A 17,250-nucleotide genomic window follows, 5' to 3' on the forward strand; every position below is an offset into this window, starting at 1 on the left:
TGGTGCCCGGACTCGGAATCGAACCAAGGACACGGGGATTTTCAATCCCCTGCTCTACCGACTGAGCTATCCGGGCAACGGGGCGCATTAAACCGTATTGGCCGGATGGCGTCAATCGCTTTCTGTCACAAAGCCGATCGGTTGCTCTATTTTCAGGCAGCGAACCCGAGGCGCTAGAGCCTGTGGCGATATCGGCACCCAATAAATATGCATAAAAAACGTGTATTTATACCACTTTATCAATGTTGTTTTTCATGTTTATTGTTAAGTAACAATAAGTTATGCTTGCGTTAACGCAAGCTCAACCCAGATGATTCTCGCTTGAACCTCGTAACGAATCATGCAATCATTGCGCAAATTTTAGCACTCTCCGTTCCCTGACGGTGTTCCCGCTTCTTATAAGTCAGAGGGTTATTGGCATGACTGGTTTTGTCGCTCAAGCGCTGTCGCGCACCAGACCTCTGACGCCGCCACCGTTCCGTCTTTGCTTGCTCCGAACGCCATCCGTCCGAATACGCCTGCCGATCATGCGGTAAGGCCGCCTGATGCTCGCTGTTAGGCATGCGTAAAGCCAGCGCTGCGGCCCTGATTTTACTGATGCCTGTCGGACGCTGCCAAGACCAGTTCCCCCGATAGCTGCCTGATGGTCCCCGATCATGAGGCGGTCACGCACGCCGCTTATGCTGCCGTGCCCGGGTATCGCTTTTACCGGGATAACCGCGTTATCTCATTACCGTGCCGGTGGCACACCCTCATCCTTCACCGTTTGAGAGTCAGCATGATGAAAGAATTGAAAATCGCAACCAGCGCCAGCCTGGTCGCCACCATTGAGACGCTGCGCCAGATCGTGCGCGTAGAGCAGACGGACTACACCGACGTGGCGGCAGTGGTGGTGTCGGTCGCCGACGTGGATGCCGGCATTCTGGCGCGCTTGCAGGCGACGGGGTTCGATATTCCGACCTTCGTGGCGGTGGAAGGGGACGAGCATCTTTCCCCGGATTATCTGCCGTTTGTCAGCGGGGTCTTTGCGCTACTGGCCGGCGCCAGCAAGCCATTCTACATGGCGCAGCTGGAGGCCGCTGCCGACGCCTACGAGCAGGCGCTGCTGCCGCCGTTCTTCAAAACGCTGAAGACCTACGTCGAGATGGAGAATTCGACCTTTGCGTGTCCAGGACATCAGGGCGGCGAGTTCTTCCGCAAGCACCCGGCCGGCCGGCAGTTTTTCGATTTCTACGGTGAAACTCTTTTCCGTTCCGACATGTGCAACGCCGACGTCAAGCTGGGCGATCTGCTGATCCACGAAGGCTCGGCCAAGGATGCGCAAAAGCATGCGGCGCGGGTGTTCAACGCCGATAAAACCTACTTTGTGCTCAACGGCACCTCGGCGGCCAACAAGGTGGTGACCAACGCGCTGCTGACCCGTGGCGATCTGGTGCTGTTCGATCGCAACAACCACAAATCCAATCACCACGGGGCGCTGATCCAGGCCGGCGCCACGCCGGTGTATCTGGAAACCGCCCGCAACCCGTTCGGCTTTATCGGCGGCATCGATGCGCGCTGCTTCGACGAGCGCTACCTGCGCGAGCAGATCCGCGAGGTAGCGCCGGAGAAGGCCACGGCGGCGCGGCCGTTCCGGCTGGCGATCATTCAGCTTGGCACCTACGACGGCACGATTTACAACGCTCGCCAGGTGATCGACACCATCGGCCACCTGTGCGATTACATCCTGTTCGACTCCGCCTGGGTGGGCTACGAAGGTTTTATCCCGATGCTGAAAGAGTGTTCGCCGCTGCTGCTGGAGCTGGACGAACACGATCCGGGCATCTTCGTCACCCAGTCGGTGCATAAACAGCAGGCGGGGTTCTCGCAGACCTCGCAGATCCATAAGAAAGACGACCATATCAAAGGGCAAAAGCGCCACTGCAACCACAAGCACCTGAACAACGCGTTCATGCTGCATGCGTCGACCAGCCCGTTCTATCCGCTGTTCGCCGCGCTGGACGTCAACGCCAAGATGCACGCCGGCCCCGCCGGGCGCCGCATGTGGATGGACTGCGTCAAGCTGGGCATCGAGACGCGCAAACAGCTGCTCACGCGCTGCTCGCAGCTGAAGCCGTTTATTCCGCTGCGGGTGGCGGGCAAGGACTGGCAGGATTACGATACCGATCTGATCGCCAACGACGCGCGCTTCTTCACCTTCGTACCGGGGGAGACGTGGCACGGCTTCGAAGGTTACGCCCAGGATCAGTATTTGGTCGATCCGTGCAAGCTGCTGCTGACCACGCCGGGGATTGACGCCGCGACCGGCCAATACACCGAGTTCGGCGTGCCGGCCACCATTCTGGCCAACTTCCTGCGCGAGAACGGCATCGTGCCGGAGAAGTGCGATCTCAACTCGATCCTGTTCCTGCTGACCCCGGCGGAGAACCCGGCCAAGATGGAACAGCTGGTGGAGATGCTGGCGCAGTTCGAACGCTATGTCGAAGAGGATGCGCCGCTGAGCGTGGTGCTGCCGACGGTGTACCGCAAGAACGAGCAGCGTTACCGCGGCTACAGCATTCGCCGGCTGTGCCAGGAGATGCACGATCTGTACGTCAGCTTTGACGTTAAGCAGCTGCAAAAGGAGATGTTCCGTCAGGATCATTTCCCGCCGGTGGTGATGAACCCGCAGGACGCCAACGTGGAGTTTATCCGCGACAACGTCGAGCTGGTGCCGATCGGCCAGGCGGAAGGGCGCATCGCGGCGGAAGGGGCCCTGCCGTATCCGCCGGGCGTGCTGTGCGTGGTGCCGGGCGAAGTGTGGGGCGGCGCGGTGCAGCGCTACTTCCTGGCGCTCGAGGAGGGCATCAACCGCCTGCCGGGCTTCTCGCCGGAGCTGCAGGGGGTCTACATCGAGAAAAAAGATCACGGCTGGAAGCGCATCTTCGGCTATATGATCAAGCCATGAAAAAAGGGCCGGTTCGCACCGGCCCTTCTTCTATCCACGCGGGAAGCGCTACTTTCTGCGGTAGCTCTTCTGCGCGGTATTCACTTTCACCAGATAGCGGCGCGACTCGGCTGCCGGGTGCTTGGTGGTCAGCGTTTGGTACACGTCGCCCGGCTGCATGCCGTTGATGATGCCCACCGCGCGCGTTCTGTCGCTGGAGAACACCCGCAGCACGCTGCCGGCGCCGCCGTTGTAAGCGGTGATCACCGCATAGCGGCGCGAGGTCGGGTTCTGAATGCCGCCCAGGTAGTTGTTCTGCAGGATCGCCAGGTAGGCGGTGCCGGTATCGATGTTGTTCTCCGGATCGAACAGGTAGCTGCGGCTCGGGGTGCCCCATTTGCCGCGCATCTGGAACACATCCTTACCGGCGGTGTGCTGCACCACCTGCATCAGGCCCAGCGCGTCCGAACCGCTCACCGCATACGGGTTGAAGCTCGATTCGGTCTGCATGATAGCCAGGATCAGCGACTCGTCCACGCCATATTTTTCCGACGCCTTGCGCACCATCGGCAGATATTTATGCGCACGTTTGTCCAGGTGGTTCGGCACCAGTTGGATGGTGACCGAGTAGATGACGTGCAGGCCGGAGGTGCGTTTTTGCAGCTTGGTTTGCAGCAGGTAATCGGCGAAGTGCGCCGCGCGCCATTCCCAGCGGATCGGCGCCCCTTTGTTATCCAGCACCTGGCCGTACAGGAACGGCTCTTTGCTGATCTGGATATCGTTGGCGTCGGAATAGAGGTCGATCGAACCCGGATCGTCACCCATCAGCAGCGTGCTGATGATCGCCTGGCGCAGGTGCGCGGCCGGATCGGTGGTGGCGATGGTCTCGACGGTGATGGCGCCGGTGTCGAAGTTGATGTGGCTGCGGGTTTGGTATTGGTCGGTGTACTTGACGTAGTCTTTCGGCCCGGCGATCAGAACTTCGTTCAGACCCCAGATGTTCTCGATGTTGTGGGCGAATTGGCCCATCAGAATGTCGAAGCCGTTGGTGTCTTTGATCCAGGCTTCGTTGATTTCTTCACTTTTTTTGCCGGAACAGGAGATCAGCAAAGGCGCTATTACGAGCAAAGCTAAAATTTTCTTCATCTTAAAGCCGTTTGGAAGAAGTATAAGAGGATTGAAGCGGGCCAGCGCCTGGCCCCAACAGCGTTATTCGCTCGGCGGCGTATAGCCTTCGATGTGCACGTCGTGCCCTTCGAACAGGAATTTGATCATTTCCTCTTCCAGCAGTTTGCGGTCATCCACGTTCATCATGTTCAGCTTCTTCTCGTTGATCAGCATGGTCTGCTTCTTCATCCACTCGCCCCAGGCTTCCTTGGAGATCTCGTTGTAGATGCGTTTGCCGACGTCGCCGGGATAAAGCTGGAAGTCCTGGCCTTCGGCGTCGCGTTGAAGGAAAGTACAAAAAATGGTGCGGCTCATGCTAATTCCTCATCGATGGCGCTATCGCCATATAAGTTTTGTTGGATCGGGGGCTGCTTCGCCAGCTGTTGCAACAGGCGGTCCACCGGCGCTGCCAGCCCGACCGACGGCGGCTGCGCTAAGTTATACCAGAGACCCGCGCCCTCATCCATGCCGCTGCCCGCCGCGTCGAGCGACAGCCACATCGGCACGATATCGAGATGGAAATGGCTGAACGTGTGGCGAAACGCGGTCAGCTGTTCCAGGCGCTTGCCTTTCAGACCGCGCTGCTGCAGCCAGAGTTCCAAATCCACGCGCGCGCTGAACTGCGGGAAGCAGAACAGGCCGCCCCACAGGCCTACCGCCGGGCGCTGCTCCAGCCACACGCGGTCGCCGTGCTGCAGCAATAAGAAGTAGGCGGTTTTTTCCGGCAGGGTCTGCTTGGGCTTCTTGCCGGGGTAGTTGGCCCAGCTGTGGTTGGCGTAAGACAGGCAGCCGACGTTGAGCGGGCAGAGTTCACACTTGGGCTTGGAGCGGGTGCAGACCATGGCGCCCAGATCCATCATCGCCTGGTTGAACTGGCCGACGCCCTGGGCCGGGGTGACTTCTTCGCTGATTTTCCACAGCCGATTTTCGACCTCTTTTTTGCCCGGCCAGCCTTCCACCGCGTAGCAGCGAGCCAGCACGCGCTTCACGTTGCCGTCGAGGATCGGATAGTGTTGGCCCAGCGCCAACGACAGCACCGCGCCGGCGGTGGAACGGCCGACGCCCGGTAAATCGGCGATTTCTGCGAAGGTTGTCGGGAACTCGCCGCCGTGCTGTGCGACAATGGTCTGCGCCGCTTTGTGCAGGTTGCGGGCGCGGGCGTAATAGCCGAGGCCGGTCCACAGATGCAGCACTTCGTCCAGCGGGGCCTCCGCCAGCGCGCGCACGTTGGGAAAACGGGCCATAAAGCGCTGAAAATAAGGAATGACGGTGGCAACCTGGGTCTGTTGCAACATCACTTCGGAGAGCCATACTTGATAGGCGGTTTTCTCCAGCTGCCATGGCAGGGTTTTGCGGCCGTAGCGCTGGTACCAGTCAAGCACCACCTGTGCGAATTGTTGTGCTTGCATCATGAAGAGTCGTTATCCGGCAGAAAATGAAGCGAGATTGCAGCATAGAGTCATGATGCTGTAAACCGGAACTTTCCGACGCCGCACGGCGGGTACAGAAGATGAACACTTGCTAAACCAATGTATCTTTGCATAATGCGCGTTTCCCTAATTGGCAGCCAAACAGACAGAAAGCACTATGATTAATGACGTCATCTCCCCGGAATTTGATGAGAACGGCCGCGCGATGCGCCGTATCCGCAGTTTTGTCCGCCGCCAGGGGCGGCTGACCAAAGGCCAGCAGCACGCGCTGGAGAACTATTGGCCGGTGATGGGCGTGGAGTATCAAGCTGACGCTGTCGATCTCGCCGCGCTGTTCGGCCGCGAAGCGCCGACGGTGCTGGAGATCGGTTTTGGCATGGGCGCCTCGCTGGTGACCATGGCGGGCAACAACCCGCAGCAGAACTTTTTAGGGATCGAAGTACACTCGCCGGGCGTGGGCGCCTGCCTGGCCGACGCCCATGAGGCGAAGCTGAGCAACCTGCGCGTAATGTGCCACGATGCGGTTGAAGTGCTGGAAAACATGATCCCGGACGGCTCGCTGGACATGGTGCAGCTGTTCTTCCCCGATCCGTGGCACAAGGCGCGCCACAACAAGCGCCGCATCGTGCAAACGCCGTTTGTCGAACTGGTGCTGCGCAAGCTGAAGACCGGCGGCGTCTTCCACATGGCCACCGATTGGCAACCTTATGCGGAACATATGTTAGAGGTTATGAACGGGGTCGCAGGCTACCGTAATCTTTCCAGCGATAATGATTATGTGCCGCGTCCGGATTCGCGCCCACTGACGAAATTTGAATTACGCGGCCAGCGCCTGGGACATGGCGTTTGGGACTTGATGTTTGAGAGGAAAGAATAATGGCTAAGAACCGCAGTCGTCGTTTACGTAAAAAGTTGCACATTGAAGAATTTCAGGAGTTGGGTTTCTCCGTAGCCTGGCGCTTCGCCGAAGGCACGTCGGTGGAAGATATCGACAGCACGCTGGATACCTTCATCGATGAAGTGATCGAGCCGAACGGTCTGGCGTTTGACGGCAGCGGCTACCTGCAGTGGGAAGGTTTGATCTGCCTGCAGAAGATCGGCCACTGCACCGACGAGCATCGCGAACTGGTGAAAAACTGGCTGGAAGCGCGCAAACTGACCGACGTTAAGGTCAGCGATCTGTTCGATATCTGGTGGGATTGATCGCGCTTGCCCGATGAGCGCGGCTTCGCGCCGCTTATTTCCCCCTAAATAATTGGATTCGCATCACGGCGGCAAGAGGGTGAGTCCCCAGGAGCTTACTTCAGTAAGTGACTGGGGTGAGCGCTCGCAGCCAACACAGATGCGGATTCAAGTATGACGGGGATGGATTTAAGGTGCCTTAACGGCGCCTTTGTTTTGCCCGGAGTGTGACCGAGGTGGTAACAACATTGGATAACGCGTTGCTGGAAGAGATCCTGCAACAGGTGCGCCCGCTGATTGGCCAGGGAAAAGTGGCCGACTACATCCCGGCGTTGGCGGAAGTGCCCGCCGATCGGCTGGCGATCGCCGTGTGTACGGTGGATGGCGAACTGTTCCAGGCCGGCGACGCCGCGGAGCGCTTCTCCATCCAGTCGATCTCCAAAGTGCTGAGCCTGACGCTGGCGCTGACGCGCTATCAGGAGCATGAGATCTGGCGGCGCGTCGGCAAAGAGCCTTCCGGCCTGCCGTTCAATTCGCTGCTGCAGCTGGAGATGGAGCAGGGCAAACCGCGCAATCCGTTTATCAACCCCGGCGCGCTGGTGGTGTGCGACATGCTGCAAACCCGGCTCAGCGCCCCCAAACAGCGTATGCTGGAGGTGGTGCGTCAGTTGGCCGGTGAAGACGACCTGGCCTATGATCTGCGGGTGGCGCGCTCCGAGTTCGAACACTCCGATCGCAATGCGGCCATCGCCTATCTAATGAAATCGTTCGGCAACTTCGAAAACGACGTCATCACCGTGCTGCAAACCTATTTCCACTACTGCGCGCTGCGCATGAGCTGCGTGGAGCTGGCGCGCAGCTTCGTCTATCTGGCCAATCACGGCCGCGATCTCAACGGCGAGACGGTGATCAGCCCGCTGCAGGCCCGGCAGATCAACGCCCTGATGATGACCAGCGGCATGTACGACGGCGCCGGCGAATTCGCCTATCGGGTGGGGATGCCGGGCAAGTCCGGCGTGGGCGGCGGCATCGTGGCCATTGTGCCGGGCGAGCTGTCGATCGTCGTCTGGTCGCCGGAGCTGGATGCTTCCGGCAACTCGCTGGCGGGAACTGCGGCGCTGGAACTGTTGTCTCAACGTATCGGTCGTTCGATTTTTTAATCCCAATCTGGATGGGAGTCAGGAGAAGCTATGTTGAAGAAAACCGGGTTAGCCTTACTGCTGCTGGCGGCGACTGCCGCGCAGGCCCACGCCGAGTACCAGTGCAGCGTTAAACCCCAGGACGATGTGATCATCAGCCCGCAGAGCGTGCAGGTGAAAGGCGCCAGCGGCGACCTGCAAATTTCGCCGGATGGTGACGTGATCCGCAACGGTCAGGCGCTGAGCCTGAGCGACAGCCAGCGGCAGAAAGCCTTCAGTTACCAGAGCGCGCTGCGCAAGCAGCTGCCGTGGATCGACGACGGCGCGCAGAAACACCTGGAGAAAGCCCGCGCAGCGCTGGATAAGGTGATCGTCAAAGAGCTGGGCAGCAACAGCAACGTGCGCAACCGGCTGACCACCCTGAATGGCCAGCTGAAACAGCAGATGAACCGCATCATCGAGCACCGCAGCGACGGCCTGACCTTCCACCACAAGGCGATTGACCAAGTGGAACAGGATGGCCGCAACATCGTGCAGCAGAGCATGGGCGGCGTGCTGCAGGACAGCCTGAACGAGATGGGCGTCAAACAGGCTGCCAACAGCGGCGGCAATCCGCTGCAGGCGATCATGGGCAACCTGGGCGGCTTGCAGAAGGCGATCCAGAACGAGTGGAACAACCAGGAGCAGGACTTCCAGAACTTCGGTCGCGACGTTTGCAACCGCGTCACCGCACTGGAAACCCAGCGCAAGGATCTGCTGAAGGCGTTGAAGTGATTCAAGAACCTTCTCGGCAGTATGTTTTTTGACCTTCTTAAGCTTATCTGACAGACTGGTCAAACTACGTACAGATTTATGGATGTTTACGGAGGACGCTATGAGCCATACACGTTACGAAACCGATGTTGTTGCCTGGGCAAATGAACAGGCCGCTCTTTTGCGCTCCGGAAAATTGTCTGAGATCGATATTGAAAAGATCGCCGAGGAGATTGAGGACGTGGGGAAGAGCGAGCAAAGGGAACTTGCTAGCCGGATGACGGTGCTGATTGCACATTTGCTTAAATGGAAATATCAGCCGGCCAGGCGCGGAATCAGCTGGGAAAGAACGATTAAAGCGCAGCGCAAAGAGGTGCTTTACAGCTTGAAAGAGTCGCCCAGCCTAAAAGGTAAACTGAGCGATGCCGATTGGCTGGATGTCGTCTGGTCGAAGGCCGTTGCGCTCGCCACGGCCGAAACCGGGCTGGATGTGTATCCGGAAAACGGCATCTGGGAAACTCAGCAGATTCTGTCTCAGACGCTTTACCCGGATTAACACCAATAAAAAAGCGCTGATCATTCAGCGCTTTTTTTTTACTCGTCGTCCGCCAAGAACAGTTCCAGCAGCGAGTTGAGGAACAGTTTGCCCTTCTCGGTGATCTGCCAGTGCTCCGCGGTTTCTTCCAGATAGCCTTTGGCCAGCGCTTCGTCCAACTGCGGGCGAATGACGTTTTCCGCCAGTCCGGTGTAGTTGGCGAAGTCGGCGCGCGGCGCGGCTTCCAGCAAGCGGAAGCGGTTCATGAAGAATTCGAACGGCCGATCCGCCGCCGCCACCTCATGCTGCTTGTCCATGTAGTCGCCGCGCATAAAGCCGCGCGGGTGCTTGGTCTTGGCGGTGCGCAGGATGCGTCCGTCGCTGAAGGTCACCTTGCCGTGCGCGCCGCAGCCGATCCCCAGATAGTCGCCGAAGCGCCAGTAGTTGAGATTGTGCTGGCATTGGTAGCCCGGCTTGGCGTAGGCCGAGGTTTCATACTGCTGATAGCCGGCGGCGCTCAGCAACTGGTGGCCGCGCTCGAAGATGTCCCACAGCGCATCGTCGTCCGGCAAAACCGGCGGGCGCGAGCTGAACAGGGTGTTCGGCTCGATGGTCAGCTGATACCACGACAGGTGCGGCGGATTGAGGGCGATAGCCTGGCGCAGATCGTCCAGCGCCTCTTCCAGCGACTGATCCGGGAGGCCGTGCATCAGATCGAGGTTGAAGCTGCGCAGGCCGAGGCCGGTCGCCAGCGTCGCCGCGCGTTTGGCTTCTTCCGGGCCGTGGATGCGCCCCAGACGGTTCAGCTTCTCGGCGCTGAAGCTTTGCACCCCGATGGAGATGCGGTTGACGCCGGCGCGCTGGTAGCCGCTGAAGCGATCGGCCTCCACGGTGCCGGGATTGGCTTCCATGGTGATTTCGGCGTCGTCGGCGACGCGAATGCGCGCCCGCACGCCGTCCAGCAAGGCTTGCATCGCCTCGGCGCTCAGCAGGCTGGGGGTGCCGCCGCCGATAAAGATAGTGCTGATTTCCCGGCCGCCGGCCAGCGGCAGGTCGGCATCCAGATCCGCCAACAGATGATCGACATACTCCTGATGCGGCACGTCACCCTTCAGCGCATGGGAGTTGAAGTCGCAGTACGGGCATTTCTGCACGCACCACGGGATGTGGATGTAGAGACTCAGCGGGGGCAGCTTAAGCATTGCGCATGGCTTCCAACATCAGCTTCAGCGCCTTGCCGCGGTGCGAAATCGCCCGCTTCTCGTCGCGGCTCAGCTCGGCGGCGGTGCGGCCCAGCTCCGGCACGTAAAAGATAGGATCGTAACCGAAACCGCCTTCACCGGCGGCCTGTTCGGTGATTTCACCGGCCCAGCTGCCGTGAAACACCAGCGGCGTCGGATCTTGCGCATGGCGCAGATAGACCAGCACGCAGTGAAATTGCGCGCCGCGCCGGCCCGGCGCCACGTCTTTCATCGCCGCCAGCAGCTTGTCGAGGTTCTGCCGATCGTCGGCGTCTTCACCGGCGTAGCGCGCGGAGTAGATGCCCGGCGCGCCGCCCAGCGCATCTACCGCCAGACCGGAGTCGTCGGCGATCGCCGGCAGGCCGGTGACCTGTGCTGCATGGCGCGCTTTCAGAATGGCGTTTTCGATAAACGTCAGGCCGGTTTCTTCGGCGGACTCCACGCCCAGATCGGTTTGCGCGACCACGTCCAGGCCGAAATCGGCCAACAGGTCGGCGAGTTCGCGCACTTTGCCCGGGTTACCGGTGGCAAGAACGACTTTTTGCATAATGACTACCTTGAAAATTATTCGATGAGCGCCGCGACCACGGCGGGGATCTGTTGCGGATTCACGATGCGTAACTGTTTATGCCGCCCCAGTTCGCCTTTCTCGATGGTGACGCTGCTTTTCGCCACTTTGAACTGCTTGGCGATAAACTTGATCAAATGGGCGTTGGCTTGGCCGTCGACCGGCGGAGCGGTGATGGCGACTTTCAGTTCGTCGCCATGCAAGCCGATAATTTGGTCGCGGCTGGCTTTCGGCTGAATATATAGCCTGATCGCCAGCCCGTCCAGCACCGGAGTGACTGCACTCACAGCAGGAACCAAAGTTGGGGGAACAGATCCATGCCCAGGTAGTTGAGCAGATAGAGGATCAGGATTACCACCATGGCGGAAAAGTCGATGCCGCCCATCGCCGGGATGATGCGACGGATCGGCGCCATCAAGGGTTCGGTCAGCTGGTACATCACGTAGTCGATCGGGCTGCGGCCCTGGCTTACCCAGCTCATCAGCGCACGAATGATCATTACCCAGAAGATCAGGTAGCCGACGGACTTCACCAGCGAGATCAGGCCGAACAGCAGGTTATAGGGGCTGAGCGAGATCGCGCCGTCCTGGATCAGCAGCAGCAACGGGTACTTGATAGTCATCAGCAGGAACGCCAGCAGCAGCGAAGCGCTGTCGATAGGCCCCAGCGACGGGAGGATGCGGCGCAGCGGGCCGACCACGGGTTGGGTGATCTTCACCACAAACTGCGAGAACGGGTTGTAAAAATCGGTGCGCGCCCACTGCATCCAAATGCGCAGCAACAGCACCATCACGTACAGATCAACAACGGTCTTGACCAGGAAAGTCAGCGTTAGCATGAAGTGGTCCTTCTCCTTAACTCGCGGTTATTTAAAATAATTTTTCCATCTCTTGCGCACGGGAAACGGCGGCCTGCATCGCTTGCGCCACGGTTTCCGGCAGTTGGCGTTCGTTGAACACCCGCAGCGCTTCGGCGGTGGTGCCGCCTTTGGAGGTCACCTGCTCGCGCAGCGTGCCCAGCGGCGTATCCGGGTTGGCTTCCACCAGCGCGGCGGCGCCGGAAGCGGCCTGCTGCACCAGATCGCGCGCGGTCTGGCTGTCGAAGCCCATGCGTTCGGCCTCTTTTTGCATCGCCTCCATAAACAGGAAGAAATAGGCCGGGGCGCTGCCCGCGGCGGCGATCACGCCGTTGATGCCATTTTCGTCATCGACCCAGCAAACTTTACCGACCGACGCCATTAAATCGCCGGTGTAGTCGCGATCCTGCCGGCTGACCTGCTCCGGTGCGTACAGCCCGCTCATGCCCTTGCCGACCAGCGACGGGGTGTTGGGCATGATGCGCACGATGTTCAGCTTGTCGCCGAGCAGCTGATAGAAACGGCTGACCTGAATACCGGCGGCGATCGACAGCACCAGCTTGCCTCTGAAATCGACCTGCTCGCGCAGCGGCTGGCAAACGTCGGCCATCAGCTGCGGTTTGACCGCCAGCACCACCACGTCGGCCGCGCGCGCGCAGGCGACGTTGTCGCCGCTGCTGACGATGCCGTAGTCTGCCGCCAGCGCGTCACGGTTTTTCGCCGAAGGGGCGCAGACGCTGATGGATTTGGCTGGATAGCCGCCCGCCACCAGGCCGGCGATGATTGCACGCGCCATGTTGCCGGCGCCGATAAAGGTAATCTTGCGATGTTGCATCAAATCCCTCGTCTGTTTGTCAGGCCTGCGAGTAGTCGCGGGCGCCAAAAATTGCGGTGCCGATGCGCACCAGGGTGCTGCCAGCGGCGATCGCCGCCGCCATGTCGTCCGTCATGCCCATCGACAGCGTATCGGCCTGCGGATAACGCTGGCGCAGGGCGAGAAAGGCATCGTTCATCCGGCTGAATACCGCCAGCTGCCGCTGGTAATCCGCTTCCGGCGCCGGGATGGCCATCAGGCCGCGCAGCGTCAGGTTCGGCAGTGCGGCGATCGCTTCGGCCAACGCCGGCAGCTCGGCCAGCGCGATGCCGGATTTACTCTGCTCATCGCTGATGTTGATTTGAATCAGCACGTTGAGTGGCGGCATACCGGCCGGGCGCTGATCGCTCAGGCGCTGGGCGATACGCAGCCGGTCTACGGTATGACACCAGGCGAAGTGTTCCGCCACCAGCCGACTCTTATTGGATTGCAGCGGGCCGATAAAGTGCCACACCAACTCGCCGCTCTGCGGCGACTCGGCGAAATGCCGGATCTTGTCTACCCCTTCCTGCACGTAGTTCTCGCCGAAGGCGCGCTGGCCGGCGGCGATGGCTTCTTCGATCGCCGCCACAGGTTTGGTTTTGCTGACTGCAAGCAGAGCAACTTCTTCTGGCGCCCGCGCGCAGTTTTGCGCGGCGGCCGCGATGCGGTTTCTGACATCCTGCAGGTTCTGTTGGATAGTGCTCATTATTGACCCGGGAGAGTGATATGGATATCGATGAATTCGTGGCCCTTAGTGTAAAGCATAATGCTTCCGATCTGCACCTTTGTGCCGGTCATCCGCCGATGTTGCGCATCGACGGTGAACTGCAGCCGCTGGCGGCGGCGCCAACGCTGACGGCGCAAGGCGTGCAGGCCCTCTGCGACGGATTGCTGAATGCGCAGCAGCGCGAGAGCCTGCGGCGGCTGGGGCAGATCGATCTGGCGCTGCACAGGCCGGGTGGGGAGCGGCTGCGAGCCAACGTTTTTCAGCAACGCGCGGGGATGTCTCTCGCATTGCGGCGCATCGCCGGGCAGGCGCCTTCGCTTGCCGAGCTGGCGGCCCCGGCCATCGTCCCGGCACTGCTGCGGCGCGACGACGGGCTTCTCCTGGTCACCGGCGCCACCGGCAGCGGCAAGTCCACCACGCTGGCGGCGATGATCGACGAGATCAACCGGCACCAGCCGCGGCACATTTTAACGCTGGAGGATCCGATCGAATTCCTGCACCGCAGCCGGCGATCGCTGATTCAGCAGCGGGAGATCGGCCGCGACAGTCACAGCTTCGATACGGCGTTGCGCGCTGCGCTGCGCGAAGATCCGGATGTGATCCTGCTGGGCGAGCTGCGCGATGTAGCCACCATTCGGCTGGCGCTCACCGCGGCGGAGACCGGCCATCTGGTGCTGGCGACGCTGCACACCCGCAGCGCGCCGCAGGCGGTGGAACGGCTGGTGGACGTGTTTCCGGCGGAAGAGAAACCCTATGTGCGCGCCCAGCTGGCCGGCAGCCTGCAGGCGGTGATCGCGCAAAAGCTGATGCGGCGGCCCGGCGGCGGGCGAGTGGCGATCTTTGAGGTGCTGACGGCGACGGCGGCGGTCAGCAACCTGATCCGCGAAGGGAAAACCCATCAGTTGGCGAGCGTGTTGCAAACCGGCGCGCAGTCCGGCATGCAAACCTTTGAGCAAGGTTTGCAGCAGCGGATCGACGCCGGCGTGTTGGGGGATTGTGTTGGCGAAGGGGCGGGGAGTTAACCCAGCTGCCGTTCGAACCAGCTTTCGAGGATCACCACCGCAGAGGCGGAATCCACGCTGCCTTTGTCGAGCGCGCGGAAGCCGCCGCGATCGAACAGGTTGGCGCGCGCTTCCACGGTGCTCAGGCGCTCGTCATGCAGATCGATCTGGATGCCGAAGCGGCCGTGCAGGCGGTTGGCGAACTTGCGCGCCTGGGCGGTCACCGGTTGTTCGGTGCCGTCCATGTTCAGCGGCAGGCCGACCACCACCAGATCCGGCTGCCACTCCTTCAGCAGCTTTTCGATTTTCAGCCAGTCCGGCGAGCCGTCCTGTGCTTTGAAGGCCGGCAGGGCGCGAGCGCTGCCGGTCAACTCCTGGCCGACGGCCGCGCCGATGCTTTTGGTGCCGAAGTCGAAGGCGATAATGGTGCGGTTGCTCATCAGGCGTGTCCTGCGTGGTTGGCGATGCTGCGAATGTCGATACCCAAAAGGTTCCCCGCCTCACGCCAACGGCTGGCGATCGGCGTGCGGAACAGAATGTCGGTGTTGGCTTCGATGGTCAGCCAGGCATTTTCCAATACTTCCTGCTCCAACTGGCCCTTTTCCCAACCCGCATAACCCAGCGCCACCAGCACGTCGTCCGGTTGCTCCGGCGTGCCGAGCGTTTCCAGCACGTCTTTCGAGGTGGTGATCATGGTGTTGGGCGAAATTTGAATGCTGGCGCCGAAGCCGTGGCGCGGCGTATGCAGGATAAACCCACGATCGTCCGCCAGGGGGCCGCCGGCGAACACCGGCTTGTCCAGGCTGATGGCCGGATCGCGCGCAGGCGGCATGATCTTCAGCTTGCTCAATACCGTGGCTACCGTGAACTGCTCCACCGGTTTATTGATCACCAAACCCATGGCGCCTTCTTCGTTGTGCTCGCAGACGTAAATCACCGAGCGCTTGAAGCGAGGATCCTGCAGGGTGGGCATGGCGATCAGAAAATGGTGCTGTAAATTCATGGCGTTAGTATAAGGTAATCAATGGGTGAGAAAATAAACAGCCGCCAGTATGCGGCTATACCCGCCGCCTTTCAAGCCGTTGCCGAAAGGCGCGCTTTGGCGGGCGCGATGCAGGTTAGCGGGCGGCAGGCCGCCCGCATGACGCATTACTTCGCCGCCAGGCGCTTTTCAATCGCGTCCATCAGCATGCCGGTAATCGAGATCGGGAATGCCGCCTCAATTTCGCGTGCGCAGGTTGGGCTGGTCACGTTGATCTCGGTCAGGCGATCGCCGATCACGTCCAGGCCGACGAAGATTAGCCCTTTCTCTTTCAGCGTCGGGGCGACGGTGCGGGCGATTTTCCAGTCGCTCTCGCTCAGCGGACGCGCTTCGCCACGGCCGCCGGCCGCCAGATTGCCGCGGGTCTCGCCCTGCGCCGGAATGCGCGCCAGGCAGTAAGGCACCGGCTCGCCGTCCACCACCAGGATGCGTTTGTCGCCGTCCTTGATCGCCGGCAGGAAGTTCTGCGCCATGCAGAAACGGCTGCCGTGTTCGGTCAGGGTTTCGATGATCACCGACAGGTTGGGATCGTCCTGCTTCACGCGGAAGATAGACGCGCCGCCCATGCCGTCCAGCGGTTTCAGGATGATGTCGCCGTGCTGCTGGTGGAATTTGCGGATGTGCGCGGCGCTGCGGCTGACCAGCGTATCCGGCGTCAGCTCAGGGAACCAGGCGGTGAACAGCTTCTCGTTGCAGTCGCGCAGGCTTTGCGGCTTGTTGACCACCAGCGTGCCTTTGACTTCGGCGCGCTCCAAAATGTAGGTCGCGTAGATGTATTCGGTATCGAACGGCGGATCCTTGCGCATCAGGATCACGTCCAGATCGTGCAGCGCCAGATCCTGCTCGCTGCCGAAGCTGAACCAGTTCTCCTTGTCTTCCTTCACGCTCAGCAGGCGGGTGCGGGCGCGCCCGTCACCGGCGTGCAGATAGAGATCGTTCATCTCCATGTAGTGCAATTCGTAACCGCGGCGCTGCGCTTCGAGCAGCATGGCGAAGCTGGTGTCTTTCTTGATGTTGATGGAATCGATAGGGTCCATCACGATGCCGAGCTTAATCATCTTTTCTCCTTTAACCCAGGTCGCCGAAGCGGACCTGCAGAGCGGTAATGGCGGTGAGCGCTGTGGTTTCGGTACGCAGAACGCGTGGTCCCAACAGAATATCAGTAAATCCGTGGTCGGTGGTCATGGCGATTTCGTCGGCGGACAAACCGCCTTCTGGGCCGATCAGCAGGCGGACGCGGTCTACTGGCTGCGGCAGCGTGTTGATGCTGTGGCTGGCGCGCGGATGCAGGTTGAGCTTCAGGCTGCCGTCCTGCTCGGCGCACCAGGCCTCCAGCGACATCGCCTCGCGGATTTCGGGAATGCGGTTGCGGCCGCACTGTTCGCAGGCGGCGATGGCGATCTTTTGCCATTGCTGGATTTTCTTCGCCAGACGCTCGCCGTCCAGTTTGACGCCGCAGCGCTCGGAAAATAGCGGGGTAATGACGTTGACGCCCAGCTCTATGGATTTCTGAATGGTGAACTCCATCTTCTCGCCGCGCGAGATCACCTGGCCCAGATGCAGGTTGAGCGGCGATTCGATGTCATCCACGCGGCCGTCGCCGAGGCGCACCAGCACGCTCTTTTTGTCCACCCGAACTATCTCGGCGTCGAACACCTGGTTGCTGCCGTCGAACAGCTGCAGCGCCTGGCCGGCGCTCATGCGCAGCACGCGGCCGACGTGGTTGGCGGCGTCCTCGCTGAGGGCGATCTCCGCCCGATCGGTCAACGGCTGTGGATGGTAAATGCGGGGTATGCGCATGGGTTGTCTGATCCTGACGAAACGGCG

At 60.6% G+C, this 17,250-nt stretch carries 20 protein-coding genes and 1 tRNA gene; 7 read left to right on the forward strand and 14 right to left on the reverse strand.

Going from position 1 to position 17,250, the window contains the following annotated elements:
- Positions 1–76: transfer RNA gene (locus HWW83_RS13710), tRNA-Phe, on the reverse strand.
- Positions 77–781: 705 nt separating this feature from the next.
- On the opposite strand from HWW83_RS13710, the gene speF reads away from it, so the two are divergent.
- Complete coding sequence (gene speF / locus HWW83_RS13715; RefSeq protein WP_176589397.1) at positions 782–2,947, forward strand: ornithine decarboxylase SpeF; 2,166 nt, start codon at positions 782–784, stop codon at positions 2,945–2,947.
- A gap of 48 nt (positions 2,948–2,995) precedes the next feature.
- Here speF and mltC read toward each other — a convergent pair whose 3' ends face one another.
- The 3 genes from mltC to mutY form a co-directional block, all read right to left on the reverse strand.
- Positions 2,996–4,072 (reverse strand): membrane-bound lytic murein transglycosylase MltC, encoded by a 1,077-nt coding sequence (gene mltC / locus HWW83_RS13720; protein ID WP_033644661.1) that lies wholly within the window; start codon positions 4,070–4,072, stop codon positions 2,996–2,998.
- 63 nt (positions 4,073–4,135) lie between these two features.
- On the reverse strand, positions 4,136–4,408 hold the full coding sequence (locus HWW83_RS13725; RefSeq protein WP_004937404.1) for an oxidative damage protection protein: 273 nt from the start codon (positions 4,406–4,408) through the stop codon (positions 4,136–4,138).
- Positions 4,405–5,505 (reverse strand): A/G-specific adenine glycosylase, encoded by a 1,101-nt coding sequence (mutY, locus tag HWW83_RS13730; protein ID WP_004937408.1) that lies wholly within the window; start codon positions 5,503–5,505, stop codon positions 4,405–4,407. Before mutY ends, HWW83_RS13725 begins: the two co-directional genes overlap by 4 nt.
- A 175-nt stretch (positions 5,506–5,680) precedes the next feature.
- Between mutY and trmB the strand changes: the two genes are divergently transcribed.
- The 5 genes from trmB (at position 5,681) to HWW83_RS13755 (ending at position 9,153) form a co-directional block, all read left to right on the forward strand.
- Positions 5,681–6,400, forward strand: a complete 720-nt coding sequence (gene trmB / locus HWW83_RS13735) for a tRNA (guanosine(46)-N7)-methyltransferase TrmB (RefSeq protein ID WP_004937410.1) — start codon at positions 5,681–5,683, stop codon at positions 6,398–6,400.
- Positions 6,400–6,726, forward strand: coding sequence for a YggL family protein (locus HWW83_RS13740; protein ID WP_004937412.1), 327 nt, complete (start codon positions 6,400–6,402; stop codon positions 6,724–6,726). Before trmB ends, HWW83_RS13740 begins: the two co-directional genes overlap by 1 nt.
- A gap of 215 nt (positions 6,727–6,941) precedes the next feature.
- Positions 6,942–7,865, forward strand: coding sequence for a glutaminase B (glsB, locus tag HWW83_RS13745; RefSeq protein WP_060660870.1), 924 nt, complete (start codon positions 6,942–6,944; stop codon positions 7,863–7,865).
- A gap of 30 nt (positions 7,866–7,895) precedes the next feature.
- Positions 7,896–8,618 (forward strand): YggN family protein, encoded by a 723-nt coding sequence (locus HWW83_RS13750; protein WP_087762575.1) that lies wholly within the window; start codon positions 7,896–7,898, stop codon positions 8,616–8,618.
- A 100-nt stretch (positions 8,619–8,718) separates the two neighbouring features.
- Positions 8,719–9,153, forward strand: coding sequence for a DUF29 domain-containing protein (locus HWW83_RS13755; RefSeq protein ID WP_176589368.1), 435 nt, complete (start codon positions 8,719–8,721; stop codon positions 9,151–9,153).
- Between the two features lie 38 nt (positions 9,154–9,191).
- On the opposite strand, the gene hemW is transcribed toward HWW83_RS13755, so the two are convergent.
- Genes hemW through HWW83_RS13785 form a run of 6 tightly spaced genes read right to left on the reverse strand, consistent with a single transcriptional unit; the run spans position 9,192 to position 13,359 of the window.
- The gene (gene hemW, locus HWW83_RS13760) at positions 9,192–10,334 is read right to left on the reverse strand and encodes a radical SAM family heme chaperone HemW (RefSeq protein ID WP_176589369.1); all 1,143 of its coding nucleotides are present in this window, start codon (positions 10,332–10,334) and stop codon (positions 9,192–9,194) included.
- On the reverse strand, positions 10,327–10,920 hold the full coding sequence (locus HWW83_RS13765) for an XTP/dITP diphosphatase (protein ID WP_042785371.1): 594 nt from the start codon (positions 10,918–10,920) through the stop codon (positions 10,327–10,329). Before HWW83_RS13765 ends, hemW begins: the two co-directional genes overlap by 8 nt.
- A gap of 17 nt (positions 10,921–10,937) precedes the next feature.
- Positions 10,938–11,228, reverse strand: coding sequence for a DUF167 family protein YggU (yggU, locus tag HWW83_RS13770; protein WP_033649585.1), 291 nt, complete (start codon positions 11,226–11,228; stop codon positions 10,938–10,940).
- Positions 11,225–11,779, reverse strand: coding sequence for a YggT family protein (locus HWW83_RS13775; protein WP_019456092.1), 555 nt, complete (start codon positions 11,777–11,779; stop codon positions 11,225–11,227). Before HWW83_RS13775 ends, yggU begins: the two co-directional genes overlap by 4 nt.
- Positions 11,780–11,810: 31 nt before the next feature.
- Positions 11,811–12,632 (reverse strand): pyrroline-5-carboxylate reductase, encoded by an 822-nt coding sequence (gene proC, locus HWW83_RS13780; protein WP_060422650.1) that lies wholly within the window; start codon positions 12,630–12,632, stop codon positions 11,811–11,813.
- Positions 12,633–12,651: 19 nt separating this feature from the next.
- Complete coding sequence (locus HWW83_RS13785; RefSeq protein ID WP_060422654.1) at positions 12,652–13,359, reverse strand: YggS family pyridoxal phosphate-dependent enzyme; 708 nt, start codon at positions 13,357–13,359, stop codon at positions 12,652–12,654.
- A 20-nt stretch (positions 13,360–13,379) separates the two neighbouring features.
- Between HWW83_RS13785 and HWW83_RS13790 the strand changes: the two genes are divergently transcribed.
- The gene (locus HWW83_RS13790) at positions 13,380–14,402 is read left to right on the forward strand and encodes a type IV pilus twitching motility protein PilT (RefSeq protein WP_060422659.1); all 1,023 of its coding nucleotides are present in this window, start codon (positions 13,380–13,382) and stop codon (positions 14,400–14,402) included.
- Here HWW83_RS13790 and ruvX read toward each other — a convergent pair.
- From ruvX to rsmE, 4 genes are all read right to left on the reverse strand, one after another.
- Positions 14,399–14,821 carry a Holliday junction resolvase RuvX gene (gene ruvX / locus HWW83_RS13795; protein ID WP_015379046.1) on the reverse strand — a complete coding sequence of 141 codons (423 nt, stop codon included), beginning with the start codon at positions 14,819–14,821 and terminating at the stop codon, positions 14,399–14,401. The two genes, HWW83_RS13790 and ruvX, sit on opposite strands and share 4 nt — an antisense overlap.
- A complete protein-coding gene (locus tag HWW83_RS13800) occupies positions 14,821–15,384 on the reverse strand; it encodes a YqgE/AlgH family protein (protein ID WP_033635940.1) in 564 nt (187 codons plus the stop codon). The genes ruvX and HWW83_RS13800 overlap by 1 nt, the downstream gene beginning before the upstream one ends.
- Positions 15,385–15,530: 146 nt before the next feature.
- A complete protein-coding gene (gene gshB / locus HWW83_RS13805) occupies positions 15,531–16,481 on the reverse strand; it encodes a glutathione synthase (protein WP_033635939.1) in 951 nt (316 codons plus the stop codon).
- Between the two features lie 10 nt (positions 16,482–16,491).
- Entirely contained in the window at positions 16,492–17,223 is a 732-nt protein-coding gene (rsmE, locus tag HWW83_RS13810) for a 16S rRNA (uracil(1498)-N(3))-methyltransferase (protein ID WP_049194742.1), read from the reverse strand.
- Positions 17,224–17,250: the final 27 nt, after the last annotated feature.

The sequence above is a fragment of the Serratia ureilytica genome (assembly GCF_013375155.1).
Taxonomy (GTDB): domain Bacteria; phylum Pseudomonadota; class Gammaproteobacteria; order Enterobacterales; family Enterobacteriaceae; genus Serratia; species Serratia ureilytica.